Origin of the sequence: Spirosoma sp. 48-14, assembly GCF_001898575.1 — a bacterium.
Lineage (GTDB): Bacteria > Bacteroidota > Bacteroidia > Cytophagales > Spirosomataceae > Spirosoma.
In genome coordinates this window covers 88796-115203 of sequence record NZ_MKUD01000019.1, presented here as the reverse complement: position 1 = coordinate 115203, position 26408 = coordinate 88796, and the positions used below count along the sequence as shown (strand labels likewise).

Sequence of the window (26408 nt, the reverse complement as noted above, 5' to 3'; positions counted from 1 at the left end):
GAGGTTAAAGAGTGGTAAACACGTTGTTTTCGATTGAGCGAACCTGAACCATTACCTGCATAGCGATAAATCGGATGCCCATATCCGGTGCGACGGGCACCCAGACGATCTCTTTCGCGTCATCCGAATCAGCATATTTACCATTCTCGTCGGTGTCGATTCGGCCTGTATAGACGGGCGTTGTTACCTGATAATACAGCCGACGCCAGCCGTCAACGGTCTTATCATCAACGAATTCGATCTTCTTACAAAATGGACCTGCCATTTTTTGAATCAATGAATCCAGGGGCGAATCATCCTGATCGTTGTCCAGGTCAGCCAGGGTAAGCGGCTGATTGTTGCGGTAATGATCGACCATTTGCAGGGTCGGAGTGAACTGATTTTTCATCATCTTTACAGCTTAATTTTAGAATTATGATTGCTGACAGGCCGGACCGCATTTGAGTCCGGCCTGTCTTGTTTTTAGAATTATGAATTGCAGACAGCCGATGCCTCCCGGTTGGAGGACTTTATTTTAGAATTATGAATTGCCGACAGGCGTCTAAGTTGCCCTGACCCATGTTGCAGAATCAGGGACTTTTCAAAGAATTAGAATTATGAATTGCGGTATAACCGATGCACTTATGGGTTAGGGCCGGGCCGCCGGAGCGGTTAGGTTGTTATCGTTTTGGCGTTGGGCATACGATGTCGGGAAACTCAGCCAGAAACGCCCGGTAAGCCTCCCAGCGAATGCGGTAGGTGTCGCTGATGCCGTCCATGACTTTCAGTTTGACGGTCTTCCCACCGGGAGCCGTGCGGCCGTGCTGAATCCAGCTACGAACCGTATCAGCCGAAAAACCGGAGTCTTTGGCAATATCCTGAACCGATAAAACCGATTGAGCAGTCCGGTTTTCGAGTTGCAGCATCGCCTTACGAACAGCGGCTGCAATGTGGTCTGCCATATCATCAGCAGACATTGTAATGAGTGTGGCTGTGGTCATGGCAGGTTAGGCGGTTGCAGAGAAAGGAAACTCTTCACCCTCTTCGGCTGGGTAGTGCTCGAAAGCATTTTCGCCACTAGGAAGCTGAATCGTGAAGTACGACTCACGACGTTTGTCGATGTAATTCTGAACAATCTCATTGGCTACAGCCAACGTATCGAATAGCTCCTGATAATGTGCTTTTGCCTTTACTCCCTTTAGGGTCTTTAGCAGGTCATGGTAACCGCTCAATTCTACCTCGATCAAATTCGCCAGGGCCATCAGCTCAGTTAGAGGCAGGCTTGATACTACCTCCTCATTGATAGTTAATAAGTAGCTCATTGTCAGTATGATTAACCGAGTTGTTTAGGTGTGGGTGTACCAATTAGGCCGAATTCGGCCATCTTCTCAAACAGGGGCAAGGCATGTGATTTACAGAAACTAGCTGCCTGTTCTACGTCCATCTTCCCGGTTTTACAGAAGTCGTCGGTCAAAGCCATTGAACTGCTCACGGCTGGCCGAATTGCCCGAATTACCTCTTTGGCAGAGGAGCGTAGTTTTGAAGGCCATTTCTTCTTTTTGGCCCAATCCGTGATTTCATGAGGGAGTTTGCCCGTATGGTAAAAGCAGTTCTTCCGGTTGTAGTCAATCACCTTATCAACACCGCCGTTGTTGAAGTTGAAGCTATTGACCTCTTTCGAGTTGGTGATCTGCTTGGTTCGATCCGTAAAAACCAGTAGCTGTTGAGCCTCGTGCGTTGCGGCAACCCGCTCGGTTTCGAGTTCCTCCCAGCGCGTGACGATCTTATGACGGGCAACTACATCGTAACCGGAAAGAAGCGTAATCGTGGTTGTTTTGTCGAGCAGAAATAGAGGGCGACTTTCGCCTTTGTCATCACAGTACGATGACTCCTCGCAGTACCATTTTAACCGGCTCAAAGTTGAGCCCGTTGATTTTTTAAACTCACTGACCATTTTGCGAATGTCCCGAAGTACATTCTTATGGGTCTTACTCGTCAGTTGAGCAATCTCCAGGCTGGTCATGGTTTGGGGTTGCGCTGATGGGCTCATGACTTAGGCAGCTAATGGTTGAGCATAGGGGTCATACGACTCCATCCATTCTACTTCTGTCTCCGACAGAGCCGAAAATCCATTCATCTTATTTCTGAATGTCCCTTCTGTTACCCCGTGAATGCCGCAAAACTGACCCCTTGCCGTTTGTCGCTGATTGTAACTCAGCCGCTCATATGCTGATCTGAACCGCGAAATCAGCCCTCTTTGCCGTTTGTCGAGTCCATTTTGTTTGTTACTTTTGTTTGTCATACGTTTGACAAGGTTTATCACTTGAGTTTCATTGAAATCGCATAACAAATATAATTTAATTAAACTCAAGTTTCCAAATAAAACTGAACAAAATTTAACCTTGCTCAAGTATGGTGGCGATTAGCTATATGTCATTAGGCGAGAATATCAAGCGCACAAGAAAGGCTAAAAAGCTTACCCAGAAGGAGTTAGCTGAGAAGTTAGGCATATCGGAAAGTATGTTTTCTCTTTACGAAAGTGATAAGAGTGACATTACCGTGACTAAACTTATGAGTTTAGCTCAAGTGTTAAATGTTCCGGTTTACTCCTTGTTAGGCAATGAGAGTATACTTGACTTGAATTTAATTAAAGAGGGTGAAGAGGATTCTTCTGAAGAATACCTTGAAGCTATTCCTATCCAAACCAGCGAAGAAGAGTTTACGTTGATGACGGCTAATGGCATGCAATTTCAGCAACTAAAGGACGGTCGTTATCGAATGTTTATACCTTTAGTTGAACAGCATGCGTATGCTGGGTATCTAGCTGGATGGAAAGACCCCGAATACATTCAGGAGTTACCTAAACACGTAATAACAGTAGATCAGATTCATCAGGGCATATACAAGGCGTTCGCCGTACGGGGAGATAGTATGGACGATGGGAGTAGGGAGTCAATTTGTGAGGGAGATATTGTAGATGCGCGCCGACTACCTTCTCATTTCTGGGAACATAAGCTTCACTATCACGAATATCCAGATTTTGTAATTGTCCATCAAGATGGAGTTGTTATAAAACGCATTGTTGACCATGATGTCAAAAAGGGTATTCTATACTGTAAGTCCCTGAATCCAAATAAAGAACTTTATCCAGACTCATTTTACCGACTTTCCGAAGTTTATGAGCTTTATAATATCGTTTCGTTGCAACAGAAAAGGCGACGAAGTTCTTAGGCGAAGCTTATAGGTAATAATCTTTCCTCACCATGAAATATCTATCCATTCTCCTGTTTATAGTGCCTGTCTTTTGTTTCGCTCAGGATGATTATGTACCCGTAAAAAAGCGTACAACTCCTGTTACGGAAGCGGATATGCATGGCAGTAAGCGGTTGAATGCGTACGACTATGATTATGGGTATCAGCCATCGGCAGCGCCTGGTTGGACGATCAAACGAGGGGATACGCTTCAGATGGGTAAAGGGACAATGCCAGACAAATCCTTTGCCTTTGCCTATGAAAATCCGGCAGCCTTAACGGCCGTTATGAAGCCCAATGGCGATTTGGTAAAAGCCTATTTACCGACTCGCTATGCTAATACCCGGCTCATTGTCAAAGATTTGGGTATGATTGGCAGTAAGAAGACAGGGTTCACAATGGTGGCCTTAGTCGGAGTAGGGCTGGCGGTTCGCTACTACATTGAACTTGAAAGCGCGATTGAAGCGGGTGAAGTTATACCTCCTCCACAATTTAGGAAACCAACAACTTCAGCCAATCAGCCAGCAACGAGCGTCGCTGATGAGTTGATGAAATTCAAAAAGCTTTTAGACGCTGGGGCTATTTCACAGGAGGAATATGACGCTCAGAAAAAGAAACTGTTAAATCAGTAATCACTAATTCTAAATGCTTACTAAGTGGACAGAGATAAATACTTTGATATTGATAAGTTTCTTCAAAAGGCTCAGGCCTTGGACTGGCATGATTTAATAGATTATTGCAATGCAGAAGTTCGGCGCTCTGAACATGCTGTTCGGCAATTAAAACGCAATGATCCCAGTGATTACACCATCCGTAAGTATTATGACTTCGTTCATGAGTCAACTTATTTCTTCTCAATGGGGGGAGTGCCTGGCGGTATGGCTAAAGCGGATTTTCAACGACTGAAGCCAATTGTCGAACAACTTGTGGCAAAGGGACAATGGAAGATGGAGACTCTGAACAATTTTTGATATATCTCTCAAGCTCTGCTTTATATTCATCAGTCAGGTGTGGGTTAGTTAAGCCAGCTTCAATTAGTCCGCACAAACGCTTTTGTCTTTCGATTGCCTGTTCCATAGTCTATCTATTTGTCTATAAAGTTCAGACAAAATTCTTAAGATTCCATGTCCACCCGCAAAGCTCTGATTCGGGAAAAAGTCCACTACGAAGCCCTTATCTCCGCTAACCTACTGGAAGTGAAGTTTCGAAGCCAGCAAAAACAGGATTTTACGGCCGTATCATCTATGTACACATCGGGCATGGCCTACAAAGCGGCACATCTGGAAGTCAGTAAATTACTCAACAACTAGAAATGGAAGCCACCATCACATTTCAACTCAGGCTTGACCGGCAGGCCGCTGATGGCCGCTGTCCGATCAGTTTTCGGGTTTGCTGGGGTTCGCTCAAGGTACGGGGCTCCATCGGTGAAAAGGTCCATCCTGATCAGTGGGACGATTCCAGCCAACGCGTTAAACGCAGTGCTCAGGTCGCCAAAGTGATCAACCGGCGGATCGGTATCTATCAGGATGGTATCGACGATTATTTCAAGCCGCTTTTGATTGCCCCGACTGAACAGCAGGTAACGGAACACATCAATCAGCTTCGGGCTGAGCAACTGGGTAAATCACCCAAAGCCAAAGCACCTGTCATCCACGTACCCGCGCAGCCTAGTTTCAAGCAATTTGCTGAAGGGTATAGTAAACTGCGAAGAGCCGAACGCTCTAAAAGCTGGAAGGAGTCGATCGATGTACTGGCGGGTCACCTGGTTGCGTTTCGGGCCGATCTGGACTGGCCAGACTTGAAGCTAAATACCCTTAACCAGTTTACGGCTTATTTGCAGGACGACTGCGAACACTCCGACGCAACGCTGGAAACCTACGTGTCGCTACTGCGCGGCATGCTGACCTACGCCATTCGGCTGGGATACCCCGTGCCACCCGATTATCAGTTTGTCGAAACGCGATCGGTGGGGGATACCCTGCGGCCGATTCTGACCCACGCCGACATCGATGCCATCGCGGCCGTCAAACTGACACACTCGGACGAATCTCATCCAACCTATCTGGCAGCCATCGAAGCGACGCGATGGTATTTTCTGCTGGCCTGCGCGACGGGTCTACGCTACTCGGATTTGCATCAGCTCCTGCATCCAACGATTATTCGCTTCGACGGCGTACCCTGTTTGCAGGTTGTTCAGAAAAAAACGGGCAAAGCGGTGCCCATTCCTGTTGGCGAGCAAACGCTGACCATGTTGCACAATCCGGTGCCTACCAGCAAACCTGCCAATATGGAATCCTACATGATGCACCTGAAAGTAATTGGTCAGCAGGCGGGGCTGGAGCGAATTGTCACCGTTGGGTCGTATTACAAGGGAGAATTGATGATCGATCATTTACCTTTGTGGGACACGCTGACCTCTCACATGGCCCGTCGCACGTTTGCCAGCCTGATGACCCAAGGGGGACTGCCTACCAAAGTATTGCAGGAGATCATGGGCCACAAATCGATTGCGTCAACCCAGAAATACGCAACGGTCGATAACCAGATGATCGTCAGCCAGTCGATCGAAGCCTGGAAACGGTCAAAAATAACCGTTGACCCCAAGGCAAAGAATGGAGTCAAAGCGAAGCGGATACTATCCGAATGATTCGGCTAAAGCAGAAATTAAAACGTTGATACTAGGTAGATAGCGGACGAATGAGGAGGAAACAGGGGAGTGAAAAGCTAAATTTTCTTAAATTCGACCGCTCAGCAGTTGAATCCATTATTTTTGTCACATAACACGAACCCCTGAATGGCTCGTATAAAAAAGAAAGTTGGTGCCTATCCCAGCGGTATGATTTTGTTTAGTCTGACGCTGGCGTTGTTTTTAATTGGTTTTTGCGGTTTGCTGGCTATTCAGTCGAAAAAACTGGTTACCTATATTCGTGAAAATTACGAAATCCGGGCGTTTCTGGATAAAGACCTGGACGAGAAACAAACAGAAAAACTTTTTCAGACTATTGCCGAACGGCCCTACGTCCTGAAAACAGATGGAAAGCCGCAGGTGGTTCTGGTAACGAAAGATGAAGCAGCCAAAGCATTTATTGCCGAAACCAAAGAGGATTTTTCGAAGTTTTTAGGAGAGAACCCGTTGCATGACAGCTACCGCATCAAGCTCAATGAAGGGTATTTTGAAGAAGCGAAACTGCAGCAGGTAAAGCAGGATTTAGAGCAGATTGACGGAGTATTCGAAGTGGTATATCAAGAAAATCTGGTCGATAATATCAACCGGAATATCACCAAAATTTACGCCGTCATGTCTGCATTTGCCGTGATTTTGTTAGTGATCATTGTAGTGCTGATGAATAATACGATCCGGCTGGCGCTTCATTCACAGCGTATGCTCATCCGGAGTATGCAACTGGTAGGAGCAACGAATGGATTTATTACCCGACCCTTTTTAGGCCGGGGTATGTGGCAGGGGTTTCTGGCTGGATTGATTGCAGTTGCCCTGTTGTTGGTTTGTTTACAGATTGCCATCCATAATCTGCCCGAAGTGGGGATGTTTCAGGATACTGAAAAGACTATTTTTCTGATGGCGGGTGTGGTTGGATTAGGTATATTGATTGGCTTTTTGAGTACGTTTCAGGCCGTAAACCGTTACCTCGGCTTAACACTGGATGAGCTTTATTGAGTAGTGAATAATTTAAACGGAATAATGCGTAAAGAGTAATGTGCTGCTGATGATTCGTTCAGCCATCCTTACTCACTAGTGTTCATTCTCCATTAAATAGACGAAACGATGGCAAAAGATAAGCAGACTGGCTCAGCTACGCTCTCTCGCGAAGAACCAGCAAAAAAAACGACAGTCACGCCGACGGTGGCTCCGAAAAGTTCGCCTACTCGGCCCATAAGTGGTGAACCGTTGCGTCCATCGCCAGCCACGGCACTTCCGTTTGGGAAGCAGAACTACCTGTTCATGCTAATCGGCATAGGGGTAATTCTGGCCGGGTTTTTCATTATGAGTCTCGATAAGGAAGAATTTGGGTTTGGCTTTTTAGGACTGACCCTCGGCCCGATTGTGGTAATGAGCGGTTTTGTTCTGGAATTCGTTGCCATCCTGACCCGGCCAAAGGCGTAGCGGAAAGTTATAACGTTGAAGTGCTATAAAGTTATAGCGTTGTAAAGTAGTTTTGCCGAAAAGATTTTCTGACGGTAACTCGACAACTTTACAACGCTATACCTTTTTTTATTAGTTAATGGAGCTGATTCACGCAATTGTACTGGCGATTATTGAGGGCTTAACCGAGTTTCTGCCCGTTTCCTCAACCGGGCACATGATTATCTATTCATCGCTGGCCGGCATTGCCAGTGATGAATTTACCAAACTCTACACGGTCGATATTCAATTCGGTTGTATTCTGTCGGTACTGGTGCTATACCATCGTCGTTTCCTGACCGACCCTCGCACAGGTAATTTTACCATACCCAGTTACCTGAAATCATTTCCTCCCCGTTTGCAGCCTCTGCTCGATTTTTATAGTAAAATCCTGATTGCCTTTCTTCCAGCTGCTGTGATCGGCTTCTTGCTGAACGACTTTATTGATTCACTGCTCGAAAATGTTACCGTTGTGGCCATCATGTTGCTGGTGGGTGGTATTATCCTGCTGTTCATTGATCGAATTGTGAACCGGGAGCCGAAAGATGGTGACGTTTCTGTTCCTGATGCGCTCCGAATCGGCTTTTTTCAGTGTATTGCCATGATTCCGGGGGTTTCGCGATCGGCGGCAACCATCATTGGGGGTATGTTCCAGGGGTTAACGCGAGCGCAGGCGGCCGAATTCTCCTTTTTTCTGGCGGTTCCCACCATGGCTGCGGCTTCGGGCTATAAACTGCTGAAAACCTATAAACTGCTTCAACCCGACGATTACCAAACGTTACTGATCGGGAATGCCATTGCTTTCGTGGTTGGTATGCTGGCTATTCGGGGATTCGTTAGTTTCCTGACCCGTTATGGTTTTAAAGTTTTTGGATACTACCGGATCGTGCTTGGGCTGGTGTTGCTGGGTTTGCTGGCGGCTGGCGTAAAGCTGGATGTTCTCTAAAAGGTTAGGTATAGCATACACGAGGAACCACAAAGACACACATTGGACTTTACTCTGTGTATCTTTGTGGTTTCTCCATGTATTGCTGTGCCACAACAAACTGAAATAAGCCCTGCTTCTGACCCTGGTCAGGTTATCCTAATCGATAAACCGCTTACGTGGACATCGTTCGATGTCGCCAATAAGTTAAAATACGCCTGTAAATTCAAGAAAATTGGTCATGCCGGTACGCTCGACCCATTGGCAACCGGCCTGCTCATTCTTTGTACGGGCAAGATGACCAAACAAATTGATCAGTATCAGGCGCAGGAAAAAGAATACACGGGTACACTGGTGCTGGGTAAAACAACCCCTTCGGTCGATCTGGAAACGGGATTCGATGCTGAATTCGAGACAACGGGTATTACAGCCGATCAGATTCAGGCAGCAGCTCAACAATTGACGGGCGACATCTTGCAGGTTCCACCCATTTACTCAGCTGTACGGGTCAACGGAGAACGGCTCTATGAAAAAGCCCGACGGGGCGAAACCGCTGACCGTGTGGAGGGAGGTATCAAGGCTCGGCAGGTGACGGTTTCCGTTTTTGAGGTTGATGCCAGCCGTTTCCCCGAAGTAGATTTTCGCATCGTATGTTCGAAAGGCACCTATATTCGCAGTCTCGTACGCGATTTGGGGCTGTTGCTCAACAATGGTGCATACATGAGTAGCCTGCGTCGAACGCGGATTGGTCATTTTCGCATCGAAGAAGCCCATACTATCGACGAGTTTATAAAGATAAGTCGTGAGTCAGCAGTCAATAGTCAGCAATAGTACTATTGTTGACCCGTATAAACTGATGACTGACGATTAGCGACTGAATATGATTATTTACAACGGTCTCAACGACATACAACCTTTAGTCAATGCGGTAGTCACCAGCGGAACATTTGACGGGGTTCATTTAGGCCATCAGACGATTCTGGCGCGGCTCACTGAGGTAGCCCAGGCGAGTGGGGGAGAGTCGGTGCTGATTACCTATTGGCCGCATCCCCGAACGGTCGTATCGAACGATAGCCAGAATCTACGATTGCTGACCTCGCTCGACGAAAAAATTGAACTGATCGATCAGGCGGGTGTCGATCATCTGGTGGTTATTCCGTTCACACGTTCGTTTTCTGAACTGACATCGGAACAATACATCCGTCAGATTCTGATCGATAAAATTGGTACAAAAAAATTGGTGATTGGCTACGATCACCGTTTTGGCCGCGATCGCGAAGGTGGGTTCGAATATATCCGTGCCCACCAGAGTGAATATGGATTTGAAGTAGAAGAAATACCCCGTCAGGATGTGGATGCCGTAGGGGTTAGTTCGTCTAAAATTCGGGCGGCCCTGAACGAAGGTAATGTTCGCACCGCAAATCGCTTGCTGGGACGCGCTTATAACCTAACAGGTACGATTGTAAAAGGTCGTCAGTTAGGCCGTACGATTGGCTTCCCCACAGCCAACATGCAGGTCGATGATCCAACAAAACTAATTCCGGCCAATGGGGTGTATGCGGTTGAGGTGGAGTATGGCGGGCAAACGCTGGGCGGAATGCTCAACATTGGCTTCCGCCCGACTGTGGCGGGGACGCACCAAACCATCGAGACGTATATTTTCGATTTTGACAAGGACATCTACGGCGAACACATGACCCTGAAATTTCGGGAGTTTCTGCGCCCGGAGCAAAAATTCGACGGCCTCCCTGCACTCGTAGCTCAGTTGAAACGGGACGAGGAAACGGCACGAGTAGTGCTTGACCAGAAATAGTCAAAGATGGTCAAGGATGCTCAGGCTATGCTTGCCAATCCTTGACCAATATGCTTCCCGGCTATATATCCTGTAGTCCAGGCATTCTGAAAGTTGAAGCCCCCGGTAATTCCATCAATGTCCAGAACTTCGCCCGCGAAAAATAGACCGGGTTGGGTTTTGCTTTCAAGCGTTTGTGGATTCAGACTGTCAACGGTAATGCCTCCGCAGGTAACGAACTCGTCTTTAAAGGTCGTTTTTCCAACAACCTGAAACTGGCTATTGGTCAGTCGCTCAATTAATCGGTTCAGCAATTTGGCAGGTAAGTCGGCCCAGCGTTGTGCGTCAGTCATGCCTGACTCCGACACAAAAATCTGCCATAATCGATTCGGTAAACCGAACGGATTTTGTGAAGATACCTGTTTCCGCCCGTTTTGTTGCCGGTAATCCTGGAGCAGATTGCGGAGTTGATGCTCGTTGAGCGTAGGGACCCAATTGATGCGAAGCGTGAATCGGTAGTCCATAGCGGCCAGTTCACGGGCCGCCCAGGCCGATAGGCGCAGAATAGCCGGGCCACTAAATCCCCAATGCGTCAGCAGCAATGGGCCGCGTTGTTCCTGTTTTGTTCCCTGTATGGAGACGGCCGCATCGCTAACCGATACACCTGCTAAGGGCAATAAATAACTCTCGGGTACATTAAACGTGAACAATGAAGGAACGGGCGATACCAGGGCTTCGGTTTGTTGAGGGAGCCACTGATAAGAGGATGCCTGCGGATAGCCACCCGTAGCGATCAAGACTCGATCGGCCTGAATAACTTCATCGTTCAACAGGGCTACCTGCCAGACCGTTTGTCCATCATCCGTTTTTGTAGGGGTAAGTGTTGATACCCCACAACTGGTCCGTACCTGAATCCCCAGTCGGCGGGCTGTTCCCATCAGGCAGGTTACGATGGTTTCGGAGGTGTTCGTTGATGGAAACATGCGGCCATCCGCTTCCGTTTTCAACGCAACCCCGTGCGCTTCAAACCAGCGTACGGTGGTCGTAGCATCGAACTGATTCAATAGATTGCGTAACGGTTTCTCACCACGGGGATAATATTTAACCAGTTTTTTATTGTCGAAACAGGCATGGGTAACATTGCAGCGCCCCCCGCCCGAAATACGGACTTTATTCAGTACCGTTCGGCTCTTCTCTAAAACTGTGATTGTGGCGTCAGGAAAGGTTTCGGCGGCTGTGATGGCCCCGAAAAAACCGGCTGCTCCACCACCAATAACAACGATACGTAAGGATGACATGGAGGGGTAACAGTCTTTTTGAATTTCATGTTCCGACTAATAGGCTGGATAGATCAGCTCGACGATGGTAGTACCTCTTTTGTAACGACCATCCTATAGCATCAAACAAAAACTTAACTTTGGCCTATGCATCTGAAACCTCGCTTTTCACCAAAAAATACGACCCGCCGGGGCTTCCGTCTGCGGGGAAATACACTCGTAACGCTGTTTGTCTTTTTCCTGATCGGGTTATTTCTGCATTACGGGGGCAAAACCAAACCAGTGGTTGCCTTTTGGAACGATGTTCGGGAGATCATTGGCCTGGGCCGTTCCCGACCAGACCGGGAACGAGATAACCCATACAAAGCACCCGAACCTGGCCAATCGTCGGATGTAGCTACCGATGATCGAAACAAATCGCGGTCGGATGAAAGCGAGGCTTCCGATGGGGATCGGAATTCGCCTTCGGAGGCTTCATCGGGAAACGAACGGTTCGATTTTGAAAAACAGGTTGATTTCCTGCTGCCCCAGTCCAAATGGAACGGCGATTTGATCCGTCATGAAGGCTATACACTCAACTACAGAGATCAGTACAAAGACGCCGAATGGGTAGCCTACCCCTTGCTTTCGTATGAAACCCGAGGAGATGCCGATCGTAAAAACGAACAGTTTAAACCGGACCCATCTGTCGAAAATGGAACGGCCTTACCATCCGACTATACCCGGTCGGGCTACGACCGGGGCCACCTGGCTCCGGCTGGTGACTTTAAATTTTCGCAGCGAATCATGCGCGAAACGTTTTTTATGAGCAACATCACCCCGCAGGCTCCGGATTTTAACCGGGGTATCTGGAGTGATCTGGAAAATCTGGTGCGTACCTGGGCTCGCCGGGATAATGGTTTATATGTCATTACAGGACCTGTGCTGAAACCTGGTTTGCCTACTATCGGAAAAAGTACCGAGGTCAGTGTGCCCCAAAAATTTTACAAAGTCATCCTGTATTGCAATAAGCCTGAAATCCGGATGATTGGCTTCCTGCTCGACAACGAAGGGTCAACGGAGTCTTTGAAAACATTCGTGGTACCGGTTGATTTAATCGAGCAGTTAACGGGCATTGATTTCTTCCCCAAAATCCCCGACGACCTGGAACGAAAGCTGGAAAGCAAAAGCCGCGAAGAAATGGTGGATGAATGGTTTAGCAACTAAATCAGACTACTGATTCGGATTGATGAGCATGGGCGTTTTGCCATCGGTAACGATGATTTTGGCATTAGGTGAAGTGGCCAACTGCCGGAAGGCTTCGATGGTTTTATACTCGATAATCTGCTTGTTGAGCGCTTCCGAAATGATTTTTTGGGAATCCGCGATCCCTTTGGCTTCAATCACTTTGCGGTCAGCTTCTTTGTGCTCTTTTTGCAGAATAAACTCCATCTGTTGAGCCTGTTGTTCGGCTTCAAGCTTTTGCTCGATGGATTGGGCCAGTCCTTTGGGTAATTCGATGCTTTTCATGAGTACACTTTCCACAACGATGCCTCTAGGCTCCAGCACCTTATGCATTTCGGCCGCAATTTCCTTTTCGATTTCTTCGCGCTGACCGGTGTACATATCTTTCGCATAAAAACGGGCACAGACATCCGCTGCTGCCGATCGGAATACACTCACAATCACAACACTTTCGTATTTCTCGCCAATGGTCGTCAGTACCTGAGGAGCCTTTTCGGGCACAATTCGGTAAAGAACAGCCATTTCGGAGCTGATGTTGAGTCCTTCTTTTGAGGGGATATTTTCCAGGGCTAGCGGTAAATTAATGGTCCGTGTGGGCACCCGGATTATGGTCGTCGTGAACGGGTTATACCCATGAATACCCGCCCCTTTTACCGATGGGTCCAGCTTGCCAAATCGACGCTTGACCCCTACTTCACCCTGGCGGATGGTGGTACAACTACTTGCCAGATAGATAGCTAATGCACAGAGTATGAGATTTTTCATGATTGTTAGCGGAAATAAATTATTGCGCTAACTACTCACCGATGCATTAACCCCTTATTGAAACCGAATTAAGTTGTTATTAAACTTTGGTGGGAAGCTAAAAACGCTTCCAGTTCGTCGGGGCGCTGCGTGCCAATCGTGATGATCGTGTTCCCTTTTTTGGTAATACGCACTCCTTTATTGCCAGCAATATTATACACCCAGCCATCGAAACCCAGACGAATACCATAGCCAACAAACCCATAAGTAGCTATCGAGGCAGACGTAATGTGGGCCCAGGGGATGGTACGCCAGGTGAAAACAGGAAAAACCTGATAGTGGATACCCTGGTCGTCGATACGGGTATCCAGTCGCCAGACGTACAGTAGAAGCATAACCAGTAGGGTTATTACAGGGCCGCCCCAGGCAAACGGTTCTTTCCCGGCATCTGTAGTCACCAACGGCACTGTTGTTATGAGCAGGGCAGCGACCATTACTATCCAGATCCACCATTGGCGAAAGCGCTGGGATTCGGTGAATGTATCCATCCTAGGTTTTCTGCTTCTTCTTCTTGGCTGCGGGGAACAGAATGTTGTTCAGAATCAGTCGGTAACCAGCTGAATTGGGATGCAGGTTAAGGTCGGTTGGCTCCTCACCAATTTCATGACGGTAGTCTTCCGGGTCATGGCCTCCGTAGAATGTGAAAAATCCCCGGCCATAGGGCGAATGGATATACCGGGCTTCACCTACCGAACGGTTTTCGGCCATAATGACTACTTCCGGTTTGATATAAGCTTTCTTAAACGCCGTCGTTTGCCCCATAAATCCTTTGATGACGTTCTGGTGATTTTGGGTCAGCATGGTTGGGATGGGGTCGTATTTGGCCGAAAACTGAAACAGCGTAAAGTAATCGTTATGCTCGCTCAGGCCACGTTCTTCAGGTTGATTGTCGATGTTAGAAAACTCGATCAGATACGGATTAGTATAAACCTGAAAATTACGGAAGGCAAATGTCTGGCTGTAGTCCAGCTTGCTATTCGCGTTTGGGTCGGCGGGGTCACCGTCGTAGAACGAATCGACAATATCCGTGTTATGAGCCGATAGGGCAATGTCGTAGGTATCGGTTGCGTTGCACATCGCGAACAGGTATCCGCCACCGAGCACAAACTCACGGATTTTTTGGCTTACAGCCAGCTTAAGCTGAGGCACTTTGGTAAAGCCATATTTTCGGGCAATGGTTTCCGCTTCCCGTTTTTGGGCGATGTACCAGGGCTGGTCTTTAAAGTGGAAGAACTTTCCATATTGTCCTGTGAAGTCCTCATGATGAAGATGTAGCCAGTCATATTCAGGCATTTTGCCATTCATCACCTCTTCGTCAAAAATCACATCGTAAGGAATTTCGGCGTAGGTCATCACCATCGTTACGGCATCGTCCCACGGCTGCTTGGTCTTGGGCGAATAGACGGCTACTTTCGGTGGTTTCTGGAGCTTAACGGCATCCATATTGGCATCGGCAGCCGCAACTTCGGACAGTATCTGAGCTGACTGCGCATCAGAAATAACCTCGTAGCTGACACCCCGGATCACCATTTCATTGATAAAGGCCTGCGATTGCGGCATCATGAACGAACCGCCCCGGTAGTTGAGCAACCAGTCGATTTCGGTATCATGCACTTTAAGAACCCAATAGGCAATGCCATAGGCTTTAAGATGATTCTTTTGGGCATCGTCCATTGGAATCAGGATTTTAGAGGCCCAGACCTGACCAGCCAGACTCAGAATTAGGATAAGCGGTAATAGCAGCCGTTTCATTGGTTTCCCCGTTAAAGATGCGCTTGGTAGTTTTGCTATAACGAAATATACACAAATATTGTGCAAGAATTTAATTGTGACTGAGCGATTGAGTGATTGAGCGAATAACTGAGACAAACTATTCGCTCAATCACTCAATTACTCAATCACTCAGTCAAAAATGAATCTGATTGAGAACATACGGGAAGGCCTTCGTTCGATTGCAGGTAATCGGCTTCGGACGATACTGACGTCGCTGATCATAGCTATTGGCATTACCTCACTGGTCGGTATCCTGACGGCTATTGATGGGCTCCAGAATTCTGTAAACGATAGCTTTGCGGGTTTGGGGGCCAATACATTCAGCATTGTTGCCCGACAGGATGCCTTCCGGAGGGGAGGGCGTGTGCTGCGGCAGGATGCACCTATCGATTATTTCGATGCAATACAGTTTAAGCGCCGGTTTCCGTATGGGGCTACTATTTCGGTATCGTCGGTGATAGCTGGAGCCGCTCAGGCCAAGTTTGGCTCCCGGAAAACAAATCCAAACGTACAGCTTATAGGAGGAGATGATAATTTTCTGACTGTTAAGGCTTTTACGCTCCAAAGTGGTCGTAATCTGACACAAAATGATTTGGAAAACTCGCTGAATGTCGCCGTTATAGGCAGTGAAACGGCGAATACATTATTCGAGAAAAAGATTAACCCGCTGAATCAATCGATTCGTGTGCTGGGAGCGCAATACAAAGTAATTGGTGTGCTTAATAAGAAAGGTGGACTTTCGGGTGGGGGCGAAGACCGAATGATTCTGATTCCGCTGGATAACGCGCGGGCACTGGCGGGTAACCGACAGCTTTCATTCGATATAACGGCTTCAGCGCCATCGGTTGCTAGTCAGGACGAGGCCGTAGAAGAGGCCAGGGGAACCATGCGCCAGGTTCGTCGGGATCAACTGGGTCAGCCCGATTCGTTTGAAATTGAACGAGCTGATGACCTGGCCAAAGAAACGGAAAACATCAGTGGCTATCTGCGCATTGGCGGCTTTGGGATTGGGTTTATCACGTTGCTGGGTGCGTCGATTGCTTTGCTGAACATCATGCTGGTGTCAGTCACAGAACGAACCCGCGAAATTGGCATCCGTAAATCGCTGGGTGCAACGCCTAAACGCATCCGTGAGCAATTCCTGATCGAAGCGATTGTTATTTGTATCCTCGGCGGTTTGGGTGGTATTGTGCTGGGCCTGGGCGTAGGTAACCTTATTGCTAGTTTGGTCAGCCAGGGCAATGGTAGTTTTGTGGTGCCCTGGGGCTGGATGGGATTGGGCATCGTTGTTTGCGTGTCGGTAGGATTATTTGCCGGTATCTATCCGGCCGTACGGGCCTCCAAACTCGATCCGATCGAAGCATTGAGGTATGAATAACAAGTGAACGAATAGACTCGATCATTCGATCACTTGTTCACTCTCTGGTAAATACACTGTGAATGTAGTGCCCTGACCAGGCTGACTACGTACCGTTATCGTTCCGCCGTGATTTTCGGCCACTTTTCGGCAAACCGCCAGCCCGATCCCTGTGCCATTGTATTCGTTTCGACCGTGTAGTCGTTCGAATAATTGGAAAATCTGATTCTGATATTTTTCGTCGAAACCAATCCCATTGTCGGCTATGTCGATGGCAACCCAGGAACGCTTTGCCCGATTGACAATCGTAGCGGGAAGATCATAGTTGTTGATCGGACGAGCCTGCACCGATATGATAGGCGTTGTACTGGGCGATACAAACTTCAGGGCATTGCTCAATAGATTCTGAAATAGCTGCCGCAATTGACTGGCGTTTCCGGCCAGTGTAGGTAAGGCTCCGTCCGAACTATCGCCAAGCGTGATCTGCGCATTTTTTTCCCGGATAATGATTTCCAGGTCGCTTTTTATTTCGAGGAAAATTTGCTGAAGACTAACGGGCTTAAAAGGCTCCAATTCAATAGATAGACGGGAGTAAGCCAGTAAATCCCGGATCAACTGGCTCATTCGATCGGCAGCCGACTGCATTCGGCGCAGCATGTTCTGGCCATCTTCAGGAAGTGCACTGCTGTAGTAATCCAATAGCAGGTTACCAAACGACTGAATTTTTCGCAGGGGCTCCTGCATATCGTGGCTGGCAATGTAGGCAAACTGCTCCAGGTTTCGGTTTGATAGTTTTAGTTCGTTGACCAATTGCTCGGCTCGTTGCAGGGTTTCATGCAGTAGAGTCAGATCGTTGGCTGTCACCACAATACCATCTTCCTGCTTCACAACAGAAATAGCGAACCAGCCATCAATAAGGCTGCCCGTAAAATGCTGTTCCAGTCGTTTGGATTGCCCCGTTTCGACCACGCGGACATATTCGTCAAAAATGCCTAATGGTTTCAGAATGGGCAGCACTTCAAGCATGGTTTTGTTCGTAGCATTAGCATTGGGTAAGCCGACCAGACGGGCATTGGTATCATTCTGAAGTAAATACCGGAAGTCGATAATTTGACCCGATGAATCCCGGATGGCTTCAAACAGCGCAATGGGAATCGGGCAACTGTCGAGTAATGTCTGGAGCAGAGCTGCCTGCTGACGAGCCTGTGCTTCGGCCTGTTTCTGCTCGTTGATGATCGAGTAGACTGAAATAATTCGGTTGTCGTCCAGGCGAGTAACCCAGTTGTCGGTATAGTTATCGAATCCGTCGAAAGCATAATCAACCGCAAAGTGCTGAGGTTCGCCAGTGTCAAATGCCTGAAGGAAAGCTCCCCAGTAAGCGGTGCTTTTAACGCCCGGAAATATACTAGTCATTGTTTTGCCCAGGAGTTGTTCAGCTTGTAAGCCCGTGTCGTTCAGGATAGCCTGACTAACCCGTACATAACGAACATCTGTAATCGTGCCAGACTCGTCTCGTACGGCTTCCAGTACCGATAGGCCATTGGTGATGTTGTCCAGAACGCCATCGAACAGACGGGCCTGCTCCTGAAGCTGTTGAGTGGCCAGATACAGTTGACTTATATCGTTGAAGGTCGCGACCAGTCGATCCTCCAATTTGTTGATCGTTACATCGAACCACTTGTTCAAATTGGCATAATAGTGTTGGCCCCGGAAGGTTTCGCCCGTTTTATGGACCTGCTGATACTGGTGCCACATGCCAAGCTGTTTCGTGTGAGGAAACAAGTCAGTGACTAATCCCCCAACTACCTGCTCGCGCGGGGAACCTGTAAAGCGAAGGGCTGCGTCATTGATCAGTACGACTTGAAAATCAACCTGGTCAGCGGTGTCATTAAGCATGGCTTTATACACAATAACCCCATTGTCTGATGCACTCAGGACTCCTTCGACCAGTTCATTTTGTTGCTGAAGCTGTAGCGATGCTTGTTTCAGGACTGAAATATTCTTGAACGATATAACGATGCCCTCGTTTAAAGGAGCTGTCGAAATCAGGTACCAGGCATCGTAACCATCGGCCTGATACTGGAATTCAAAACTTTCCGACTTTCCTGTTTTCATTACATCCACAAATCGCTGGAACAGGCCCACTTGTCTGACACTCGGAAAGTAGGTAGTCATGCGATGACCGATAATCTGATCGGCGGCTACATCGGACCGCTGCGTTAGAAAACGATTGGTCAGACGATACACAAAATCAATGATTTCACCAGCCTGGTCCCGAACGGTTTCGCAGTAGGCAATAAAGTTATCAGTCGCATTAAGAACTCCCTGTAACAATTGCTGCTGCTGATTAAGCTGTTGTTGAGCGCGTTTATTATCGTCAATGTCAATAAATGTGGTAAAAAAGCCGTCCTCAAGCGGGCGGTTATCGAACAGGAACCAGCGGTTGTTGCTTGGTAAAAGCTCATCAACTTCGTACGGAATCTGTTCGTCAACTACCCGGCGCAGGTCTTCAGCGTATTCGCGCATGTACGGTGCCCGTTCAAACAGCGTCTGTTGAGTCATTTGCTCTTCGGTATGCCCTGTGATAACCAGTACCTGCTGGTTATAAAATCGTGTCTGGTAATCTATAACTACACCATTGGAGTCTCGAATGGCGTGGTAGGCAATTACACCATAGGGGGAGTGGTTGAGTAGCGTTGTGAGCAGGGGAAGGGAAGGCGTTAAAGGAAGGGTCGGGGATGACGAAGGCATAACAAATGCAAATCTGTGCAATTGTAAATCTACGGGTTTCGTTTGATTTCTGCTAGGAGGCTGGGGCGTGGTAAATAAAGTATCTTTTAATTTTTATTTGCAAAACACGAACCATACCTCTATTTTTGCACCCACGTTTGACAAACGCATCGTCGGTAACGGCGAACGGTTCCAGATGCCGGGATGGCGGAATCGGTAGACGCGATGGTCTCAAACACCATTGTCTGCAAGGACATGCCGGTTCGAGTCCGGCTCCCGGTACATCAAGCCCTTACAAATTCCTGTAGATCAGTATTTGTAAGGGCTTTCGTTTTTCGCTAAACTAATTGTGGATTTTCTTGGAAGCTGAATCGGTTTCAAAGATTGTTGAGGACGTTCTATAGTTATAGATCTGTAGAGCCAACGTGATCGGCCTCAATGGCTGATCATCTCGCAAGTGGTACCTAAGTCAGTAGCCTGCAACTAATTTTTGCTCATCTCAATGCATCCATTGTCGATAAATTTCCTGTTGGTTGGGGCTTGATACAAGCTTTCTGCTAGTAGAAATGGGGGTCAAGCGTGTTTGCTATCTGAGTATATCGGGTAGGAGTATCTTTGGGCCCGTGTTGGCAGGAGGGAGAGCACTTACCAGATTTTTTTGTTTTATAATGTGAATCAATGCAATATCGTCAACTAGGAAACACAGACCTGATTGTATCACAGTTAAGTTTTGGAGCGTCTCCGCTAGGGAATGTGTTTAATGATGTATCTGAAGACGAAAGTATCCGTTCCGTTCATACAGCCATCGATCAGGGCATTAATTTCTTTGATGTAGCTCCATTCTATGGCGATACGCTGGCTGAAACACGGCTGGGGAAGGCGCTGAAAAATAAACGAAATTCCGTTTTTCTGGCTACAAAGTGCTGCCGATACGGCAATGGGGTATTCGATTTTTCGTACAATCGGGTTTTGCAGAGCATCGACGAATCGCTGGAGCGGTTGCAGGTCGATTATGTAGATCTACTGACTGTTCACGACATTGAATTCGGTGATCGTGAACAGGTACTGAACGAAGCTATTCCGGCTGCCCTGAAGGTAAAAGCCATGGGTAAAGCGCGTTATGTCGGATTTTCGGGGCTACCCGTCCGTTATCTGGCGCAGATTGCCCGGCAGGTCGAGGTCGACACGGTATTATCCTGGGGACACTATACGTTGCTGGAAGATGAAATCAACGACGAACTGGTACCGCTTTCCATCGAAAAAGGATTTGGCTTGATGAATGCCGCTCCACTGATGCAGCGGATTTTGTCGGATGCGCCGATACCGCCCTGGCAAAGTTCACCCCCGGCCGTGAAAGCCATACAGCCCAAACTAATCGCTTTATGTCGGGAATATGACCTGGCACTGAGCGACGTGGCATTAAACTATGCGGTACGTCATCCTGTGATTGCAACCACCATCGTCGGTATGTCGGAGCAGTATCAGGTCGAGCAGAATCTGCGGGCGATGGACATCCTCGTTCCTGACGAATTATGGCAACGTATTGAAACGCTGGTGGCTCCGGTAAAAAATCAGATGTGGTTTGAAGGAAAACCGGAAAATAACATACCTAAATCGAACGGTCAACATGAATAAACAACCAGCGCTGGTTCTGGTGGAACCCGGAAAAACCGAAATACGCGAGATCGATATTCCCACACCCGGCCCGGAGGATGTACTGTTACAGGTAAATAAGGTTGGTTTTTGCGGGGGCGATCTCAACGGCTTTCGGGGGTTGTTCGAATTACAGGAATACCCGAACGTACTGGGCCATGAAGTGGGAGCTACAGTGCTGGAAACAGGTAGCCAGGTGCCGGATCAGTTTCAGCCTGGAATGCAGGTTACCTTAAATCCGTATCTGAATTGTGGGATTTGTCTTTCTTGTCGCAAAGGTCGGCCCAATGCCTGTCAGGATAACAAAACGATGGGTGTTCGCCGACCTGGTGCAATGACCCGTTTTATTAGCGTTCCCTGGCAAAAACTGCATCGTTCGGCTACCTTGTCGGCCCGTGAACTGGCACTGGTTGAGCCGCTTACGGTAGGCTTTCATGCCGTGAGCCGTGGCCGGGTCGTAGCAGGGGAGAAAGTTGCCGTTATTGGTTGCGGTATTGTGGGCATGGGCGCTGTAGCGGCTGCGGTTCATCGAGGGGCTGAGGTGATCGCCATCGACATCGACGACGCTAAGATGCGAACAGCCAGCCTGGCCGGAGCGGCTCACACCATCAATACAACCCGCGTCGATCTGCACGAGGCTCTGCAGGAAATCACCGATGGAGATGGGCCTGACGTAATTATCGAAGCCGTCGGGCATCCGGTTACGTATCGGGCCGCCGTCGATGAAGTGGCGTATACTGGGCGCGTAGTTTATATTGGCTATGCCAAAAAGCCCGTCGATTACAACACCGGTACGTTTGTCCGAAAAGAGATTGAAATCTTGGGCTCTCGCAATTGCCTGGGCGAATTTCCGGAGGTAATCGAGTATCTGGAAGCGGGTAAATTTCCGGTCGATGCGGTGATTAGCCGGGTGGTTTCGCTGGATGAAGCAGGGGCTGCCCTAGCTGAATGGTCGGCTAATCCAGGGCCAATCACGAAAATTATGGTCAATTTTGATCCCGTTACCAACTCATGAAATCCTGTGTAACGATTGCGCTGGTGCCTTCTATCAAAACGGGCCCCTGGATTTACTGGAATGACCTGGAAACGAGTATGGCCAAAGCGGCTGCTCTGGGTTTCGATGCTGTTGAGTTATTTACACCCGCTGCCGATACCGTTAGCTCAAGCCAGTTAACGGAGTTGATGAATCAATTTGGACTGAAAGTAGCGGCTGTAGGAACAGGAGCCGGAAAAGTATTACACGGATTAACACTGACCGACCCCGATCCACAAATTCGTACTCAGGCAGTGGCTTTCATTGCCGCTATGATGTCGTTCGGAGCAACTGTCGGTGCCCCGGCTATTATCGGCTCTATGCAGGGAAACGTAGTACCGGGCGTAGAGAAAGAGCAGGCGATGCAGTGGCTGGCCGATGGGTTGAATACGCTAGGAAATCATGCTGAAACACTGGGCGTGAAGCTGATTTATGAACCGTTGAACCGCTACGAAACCAACCTGATCAATGACCTCAGCACTGGGGCTGAGTTTATCCGCTCGCTGCAGACGAGCCAGGTGGTATTGCTGGCCGATTTGTTTCACATGAACATTGAAGAACAGTCGCTCCCTGAGAGCATTCGCGCAGCGGGCGCGTCTATCGGCCATGTTCATTTTGCCGATAGCAACCGACGACCTATAGGATTAGGGCATACGGCTATGGACGAAGTGGCCACCGCCCTCAAAGAGATTGGGTATACGGGGTATATTTCGGCTGAAGCGTTTCCTTTTCCAGACCCTGACCAGGCTGCCCGGCAAACCATTCAGTCATACAAGGCCTACTTTGGCTAATTCGCTCTTTATCAAACAAGTTTTCGATTTAATAGCAAGCTTATGCAACGATTTTGTCTGGCTCTCGACCTTAAAGACGATCCTGAGTTGATTAAAGAATATGAACAGTGGCATGCGAAAGGGAGTGGTTGGCCAGAAGTGCGGGCTAATGATCTGAAAGCCGGTATTCAGGATCTTCAGATATACCGAACGGGCAACCGGATGTTTATGATACTGGAAACGGATGATGCATTTAGCTTCGAAAAGAAACGGGAACTAGACGCTGACAATCCGCATGTGCAGGAATGGGAACGACTGATGTGGCGGTTTCAGCAGCCTTTACCCTGGGCGCAAGACGGCGAAAAATGGGTGCTGATGGATCAGATCTTTCAGTTTGAAAAAGACGTTTAGCGTTAATTTTTTATGTTCCCACGATTAGCGAGAAATTTGCAGTTACATATAGCTTAACTGTCAGTTGGTGTTATTAAATAGCTCATTCGTAATATACAGTAAAAAGCGAGGCAACTATGACACGGTATTTGCTCTTTTACTACAAGTAGAATATAGACATACAACATCAATAAAAGCAGACTAAGTATTTTGGTCTGCTTTTTTTCATTCATGTGAGACTAGTTGGTTTCCCTTAATACAATGGGGCCATGGTTTTATCAGGCATATGCCGAAGAACCGGCCAGCCTTTCTGGGTGGCTGATAAATATACAGCGTGGCTGAGTGGGAATGGGCCGGGCCTCGGCCTGTGGTTCTGTGTACCGAATAGATTACGAAGCGTTGAGCCGAAAGAAAAAAGCGGCCCCTGGTTCAACATCGGTATGGATACCAATCTGACCACCCATCGATTGAATGAATTCTCTGGAAATGGCCAGACCTAGCCCTGTACCGCTGACTTGACCGTTGAGGCCGGGCGCTTTAAAATACCGATCAAACACCCGATCGCGGTGTTCGGGCCGTAAGCCTGGGCCATAATCCCGAACCATGAACTCCACTTCGTTGTCCAGTTGATTAACTCCAATGTCGATTGTTGCTTGTTCAGGACTGTATCGGATGGCATTCGACAGAAAATTAATCAGGACCCACGAGGCTTTATCCAAATCTGCTTTGACGAGTGGTAAATACTCTGATGCCGACAGCGAAAACTGAATCTGTTTTTGATCGGCCTGCGTTCGGAGGGCTGCCATCGCTGTCTGAACCATTTCCAACGGCTTAACCGGCTGCATGTGAAGTTCGATCTGGCCTGACTCCACCTGAGCCATATTCAGAATTTCACCCGTCAGACGAAGTAAACGATCCGCGTTTTCTTCGACATGGGTGACCATTTCCTGCTGTTCGCTATTGAGATCGCCCAGGCGTTTATCGCGCAGGAGTTTCAGGCTCATTTTGATCGCTGAAATCGGTGTTTTCAGTTCGTGCGAAATTGTGGCGATAAAGTTAGTTTTAGCCAGGTCCAGCTCTTTATATGATGTAACATTCTGAAGGACAATGACATAGCCGGCCTGGATCGGGCGCGATTCGCCGGTTGGGGTTACAACTACTTTATGGGTCTGTTTTGTAAAATAACTTTCCTTCCCTTTTCCGGTTGAGCCGGTATCATAAATTTTTAAGATCGTATTGGCGCTTTCGGGTAGTGGAATAGGCGTGGGAACTGAATCATCGGTTGCGGTTTGATCCGTCATAAGATCTTGTATGAGCGTTCGCAACAAGTCGTTGGTGGTGGCTACATCGGGGGCATACTGGCCAATCAGCTGATACCGCTCCACGCCCAGCAACCGTTCGGCAACGGGATTGACGAACAGAATCCGCCGTTTCTGATCCAGTCCAATGATGCCATCCGGCATCAGTTCCACCAGGGTATCGATGCGTTTTTTTTCAAACAATACCCTGGCCAGATTGGAATGCTCATACTCATCGAGCTTCTGCGCCATTGAATTGAATGAGCGAGCCAGTTCACCAAACTCATCACTGGATTTAAAATGCAAGCGTTCCTCAAAATTTCGACTGGCAATCTGTTTGATACCACGTGTTAACTCCCGGAGCGGATTGGCTATGTAGCTGGGGATATTTATGACAAACGAAAAAATGACCAGGAAGCACAGCGTACCTACCGAGCCCAGCAGCACCAGCGCATCGTTGGCGGTTTGATCGGCGGTTTTACTTTTACGTACGATTGCCTGCCGATTGACGTCATCAATAGCCAGTAAGTGTTGACGGATTCGGTTCAGGGTGGCCTCATCGGTTGCCCCTGACTTTAACCGGGTAAACTCGCGTCGTACGGCCGCCGTTGGCTGTTGTTCACCGGCTTCTGTTACGTTTCGTTCCTGCTTTTTCAGGTTGGTTTCGAAATCCGTCAGCGCATCGGGATCGCTGAGGTCTGTCAGGGCTTTCTGCATATTCCCGACAAACTCCAGCGAGATGTAATTGTCTTTCAAAATTGCCTGTGAATCTTCCGACAGTCGATTCAGATAAAAAGCACCCAATCCTCCCAGTAGCAGGATAATGCTAACCAGAAAGATTAGCGATAATGATATTTTGGCCCTGAGCGTCATACGTTACGAAAGAATAACCAGGTCCGTGTCTGATTCGGAAAGCCGGTTTAAGAGCTGATTAAAAGCAAATGTGCGTAAAATAATCTGGAGTAGATTAAAATGGGGTTTACCAATACAGACTGTTGTTACCTTACGTTTCTGAACCTCTTCCATGATGCAGTTGACAACATTATCGCCCTTCGCCTGAATGACCTCAGCACCCAGTTCGGTGGCTAGTTTGAAGTTGTTGATGAGGTGTCGCTGCGTATCGAGCCGAATCCGATCGGGCGATTCGGCAGGTGTCTGTACGTACAGCACGTACCAGCGTGAGTTGTAATAGGCGGCCAGCCGGGCCGTTTTTCGGATCACCTTCCGGGCCACATCCGCATTGGAACTGATGCTGGCTAAAAAACGCTCGGGCTTTGCCTGAATATTAGCCGGAAGGGATGTTTCGATTTTCCGTTCAACAGCTGTAGCGACTTCGCGGAGGGCTAGTTCGCGAAGTTGCAGGATTTTCTCTGGTTGAAAGAAGTTCGTCAGCGCAGTCTGAACTTTGGCCTTGTCATAGATTTTTCCTTCTTTCAGTCGGGTAATTAGTTCATCGGCAGTCAGGTCGATGTTGACGACTTCATCGGCCAGGTGCAGTACCCGGTCGGGAACCCGTTCGGTTACGTCAACATGAGTGATCTCGTGAACTTCGTCGTATAAGCTTTCAATGTGCTGAATATTCACGGCACTGATCACGTTGATACCCGCATCCAGAATCTCGAGTACGTCTTGCCAGCGTTTTTCGTTCTTGGAGCCTGGAATATTCGTATGGGCCAATTCATCGACAATCGCCAGCTCGGGATGATTGTTGATAATCGCCTGAACATCCATCTCTTCCAGTTCGCGCCCTTTATAGAATAGCTTCCGGCGCGGAATGATGGGGAGGCCATCAATCAACGCATGGGTTTCGGCCCGATTGTGGGTTTCGATAAAGCCAATTTTTACATCAATCCCATTGCGTAATAAGGTGTGCGCTTCCTGAAGCATACGATAGCTTTTGCCTACACCGGCACTCATGCCAATATAAATCTTGAACTTACCCCGGCGCGACTCCTGGATAAGTCGAAGAAACTGCTCGGCCGATTGATCGCGTTCGTTGGGTTGCATAGG

At 48.2% G+C, this 26408-nt stretch carries 28 protein-coding genes and 1 tRNA gene; 17 read left to right on the top strand and 12 right to left on the bottom strand.

Features of this window, described 5'->3' with window-relative positions:
* Positions 1-4 precede the first annotated feature (4 nt).
* The 5 genes from BGO59_RS12120 to BGO59_RS12100 all read right to left on the bottom strand — a co-directional run bounded on the left by BGO59_RS12120 (position 5) and on the right by BGO59_RS12100 (position 2281).
* Entirely contained in the window at positions 5-391 is a 387-nt protein-coding gene (locus tag BGO59_RS12120) for a hypothetical protein (RefSeq protein ID WP_293683889.1), read from the bottom strand.
* Positions 392-659: 268 nt separating this feature from the next.
* Positions 660-980: a hypothetical protein gene (locus BGO59_RS12115; RefSeq protein WP_293683888.1), complete on the bottom strand. Its 321-nt coding sequence runs from the start codon at positions 978-980 to the stop codon at positions 660-662.
* A 6-nt stretch (positions 981-986) separates the two neighbouring features.
* Positions 987-1301 carry a hypothetical protein gene (locus BGO59_RS12110; protein WP_293683887.1) on the bottom strand — a complete coding sequence of 105 codons (315 nt, stop codon included), beginning with the start codon at positions 1299-1301 and terminating at the stop codon, positions 987-989.
* An 11-nt stretch (positions 1302-1312) separates the two neighbouring features.
* Complete coding sequence (locus BGO59_RS12105; RefSeq protein ID WP_293683886.1) at positions 1313-2029, bottom strand: Rha family transcriptional regulator; 717 nt, start codon at positions 2027-2029, stop codon at positions 1313-1315.
* A gap of 3 nt (positions 2030-2032) precedes the next feature.
* A complete protein-coding gene (locus BGO59_RS12100; RefSeq protein WP_293683885.1) occupies positions 2033-2281 on the bottom strand; it encodes a hypothetical protein in 249 nt (82 codons plus the stop codon).
* A 110-nt stretch (positions 2282-2391) separates the two neighbouring features.
* Here BGO59_RS12100 and BGO59_RS12095 point away from each other — a divergent pair, with 110 nt between their 5' ends.
* From BGO59_RS12095 to BGO59_RS12050, 10 genes are all read left to right on the top strand, one after another.
* A complete protein-coding gene (locus BGO59_RS12095) occupies positions 2392-3210 on the top strand; it encodes a helix-turn-helix domain-containing protein (RefSeq protein ID WP_293683884.1) in 819 nt (272 codons plus the stop codon).
* A 32-nt stretch (positions 3211-3242) separates the two neighbouring features.
* Positions 3243-3863, top strand: a complete 621-nt coding sequence (locus BGO59_RS12090) for an SHOCT domain-containing protein (RefSeq protein WP_293683883.1) — start codon at positions 3243-3245, stop codon at positions 3861-3863.
* Between the two features lie 24 nt (positions 3864-3887).
* The gene (locus BGO59_RS12085) at positions 3888-4202 is read left to right on the top strand and encodes a hypothetical protein (protein ID WP_293683882.1); all 315 of its coding nucleotides are present in this window, start codon (positions 3888-3890) and stop codon (positions 4200-4202) included.
* A 153-nt stretch (positions 4203-4355) separates the two neighbouring features.
* Positions 4356-4541 (top strand): hypothetical protein, encoded by a 186-nt coding sequence (locus BGO59_RS12080; protein WP_293683881.1) that lies wholly within the window; start codon positions 4356-4358, stop codon positions 4539-4541.
* A gap of 2 nt (positions 4542-4543) precedes the next feature.
* Positions 4544-5878 carry a tyrosine-type recombinase/integrase gene (locus tag BGO59_RS12075; RefSeq protein ID WP_293683880.1) on the top strand — a complete coding sequence of 445 codons (1335 nt, stop codon included), beginning with the start codon at positions 4544-4546 and terminating at the stop codon, positions 5876-5878.
* A 147-nt stretch (positions 5879-6025) separates the two neighbouring features.
* The gene (locus tag BGO59_RS12070) at positions 6026-6907 is read left to right on the top strand and encodes a permease-like cell division protein FtsX (protein ID WP_293683879.1); all 882 of its coding nucleotides are present in this window, start codon (positions 6026-6028) and stop codon (positions 6905-6907) included.
* A 108-nt stretch (positions 6908-7015) separates the two neighbouring features.
* Positions 7016-7354: a DUF3098 domain-containing protein gene (locus BGO59_RS12065; protein WP_293683878.1), complete on the top strand. Its 339-nt coding sequence runs from the start codon at positions 7016-7018 to the stop codon at positions 7352-7354.
* A gap of 118 nt (positions 7355-7472) precedes the next feature.
* Entirely contained in the window at positions 7473-8318 is an 846-nt protein-coding gene (locus tag BGO59_RS12060) for an undecaprenyl-diphosphate phosphatase (RefSeq protein ID WP_293683877.1), read from the top strand.
* Positions 8319-8405: 87 nt separating this feature from the next.
* Entirely contained in the window at positions 8406-9128 is a 723-nt protein-coding gene (gene truB / locus BGO59_RS12055; RefSeq protein ID WP_293683876.1) for a tRNA pseudouridine(55) synthase TruB, read from the top strand.
* Between the two features lie 49 nt (positions 9129-9177).
* Positions 9178-10110, top strand: coding sequence for a bifunctional riboflavin kinase/FAD synthetase (locus BGO59_RS12050; RefSeq protein ID WP_293683875.1), 933 nt, complete (start codon positions 9178-9180; stop codon positions 10108-10110).
* Positions 10111-10130: 20 nt separating this feature from the next.
* On the opposite strand, the gene BGO59_RS12045 is transcribed toward BGO59_RS12050, so the two are convergent.
* On the bottom strand, positions 10131-11387 hold the full coding sequence (locus BGO59_RS12045; protein ID WP_293683874.1) for an NAD(P)/FAD-dependent oxidoreductase: 1257 nt from the start codon (positions 11385-11387) through the stop codon (positions 10131-10133).
* A gap of 126 nt (positions 11388-11513) precedes the next feature.
* Here BGO59_RS12045 and BGO59_RS12040 point away from each other — a divergent pair, with 126 nt between their 5' ends.
* Positions 11514-12572 carry a DNA/RNA non-specific endonuclease gene (locus BGO59_RS12040; protein WP_293683873.1) on the top strand — a complete coding sequence of 353 codons (1059 nt, stop codon included), beginning with the start codon at positions 11514-11516 and terminating at the stop codon, positions 12570-12572.
* Between the two features lie 6 nt (positions 12573-12578).
* On the opposite strand, the gene BGO59_RS12035 is transcribed toward BGO59_RS12040, so the two are convergent.
* The 3 genes from BGO59_RS12035 to BGO59_RS12025 form a co-directional block, all read right to left on the bottom strand.
* Positions 12579-13355, bottom strand: a complete 777-nt coding sequence (locus BGO59_RS12035) for a prohibitin family protein (protein WP_293683872.1) — start codon at positions 13353-13355, stop codon at positions 12579-12581.
* 68 nt (positions 13356-13423) lie between these two features.
* The gene (locus BGO59_RS12030) at positions 13424-13882 is read right to left on the bottom strand and encodes a hypothetical protein (protein ID WP_293683871.1); all 459 of its coding nucleotides are present in this window, start codon (positions 13880-13882) and stop codon (positions 13424-13426) included.
* Position 13883: 1 nt separating this feature from the next.
* Positions 13884-15146: an asparagine synthetase B gene (locus BGO59_RS12025; protein WP_293683870.1), complete on the bottom strand. Its 1263-nt coding sequence runs from the start codon at positions 15144-15146 to the stop codon at positions 13884-13886.
* A 160-nt stretch (positions 15147-15306) separates the two neighbouring features.
* Here BGO59_RS12025 and BGO59_RS12020 point away from each other — a divergent pair, with 160 nt between their 5' ends.
* Positions 15307-16545 carry an ABC transporter permease gene (locus BGO59_RS12020; RefSeq protein WP_293683869.1) on the top strand — a complete coding sequence of 413 codons (1239 nt, stop codon included), beginning with the start codon at positions 15307-15309 and terminating at the stop codon, positions 16543-16545.
* Positions 16546-16566: 21 nt separating this feature from the next.
* Here BGO59_RS12020 and BGO59_RS12015 read toward each other — a convergent pair whose 3' ends face one another.
* Entirely contained in the window at positions 16567-19275 is a 2709-nt protein-coding gene (locus tag BGO59_RS12015) for an ATP-binding protein (protein WP_293683868.1), read from the bottom strand.
* Between the two features lie 177 nt (positions 19276-19452).
* On the opposite strand from BGO59_RS12015, the gene BGO59_RS12010 reads away from it, so the two are divergent.
* The 5 genes from BGO59_RS12010 to BGO59_RS11990 all read left to right on the top strand — a co-directional run bounded on the left by BGO59_RS12010 (position 19453) and on the right by BGO59_RS11990 (position 23121).
* A tRNA-Leu gene (locus BGO59_RS12010) sits at positions 19453-19536 on the top strand.
* A gap of 396 nt (positions 19537-19932) precedes the next feature.
* On the top strand, positions 19933-20889 hold the full coding sequence (locus BGO59_RS12005; protein ID WP_293683867.1) for an aldo/keto reductase: 957 nt from the start codon (positions 19933-19935) through the stop codon (positions 20887-20889).
* Positions 20882-21922 carry a zinc-binding alcohol dehydrogenase family protein gene (locus BGO59_RS12000; RefSeq protein WP_293683866.1) on the top strand — a complete coding sequence of 347 codons (1041 nt, stop codon included), beginning with the start codon at positions 20882-20884 and terminating at the stop codon, positions 21920-21922. The genes BGO59_RS12005 and BGO59_RS12000 overlap by 8 nt, the downstream gene beginning before the upstream one ends.
* On the top strand, positions 21919-22731 hold the full coding sequence (locus BGO59_RS11995) for a sugar phosphate isomerase/epimerase family protein (protein WP_293683865.1): 813 nt from the start codon (positions 21919-21921) through the stop codon (positions 22729-22731). Before BGO59_RS12000 ends, BGO59_RS11995 begins: the two co-directional genes overlap by 4 nt.
* A gap of 42 nt (positions 22732-22773) precedes the next feature.
* Positions 22774-23121 (top strand): L-rhamnose mutarotase, encoded by a 348-nt coding sequence (locus BGO59_RS11990; protein WP_293683864.1) that lies wholly within the window; start codon positions 22774-22776, stop codon positions 23119-23121.
* Positions 23122-23489: 368 nt separating this feature from the next.
* Here the strand turns inward: BGO59_RS11990 and BGO59_RS11985 are convergent, their stop codons facing one another.
* Both BGO59_RS11985 and BGO59_RS11980 read right to left on the bottom strand, forming a co-directional pair.
* The gene (locus BGO59_RS11985; protein ID WP_293683863.1) at positions 23490-25271 is read right to left on the bottom strand and encodes an ATP-binding protein; all 1782 of its coding nucleotides are present in this window, start codon (positions 25269-25271) and stop codon (positions 23490-23492) included.
* Between the two features lie 3 nt (positions 25272-25274).
* Entirely contained in the window at positions 25275-26405 is a 1131-nt protein-coding gene (locus tag BGO59_RS11980; protein ID WP_293683862.1) for a sensor protein KdpD, read from the bottom strand.
* Positions 26406-26408: the final 3 nt, after the last annotated feature.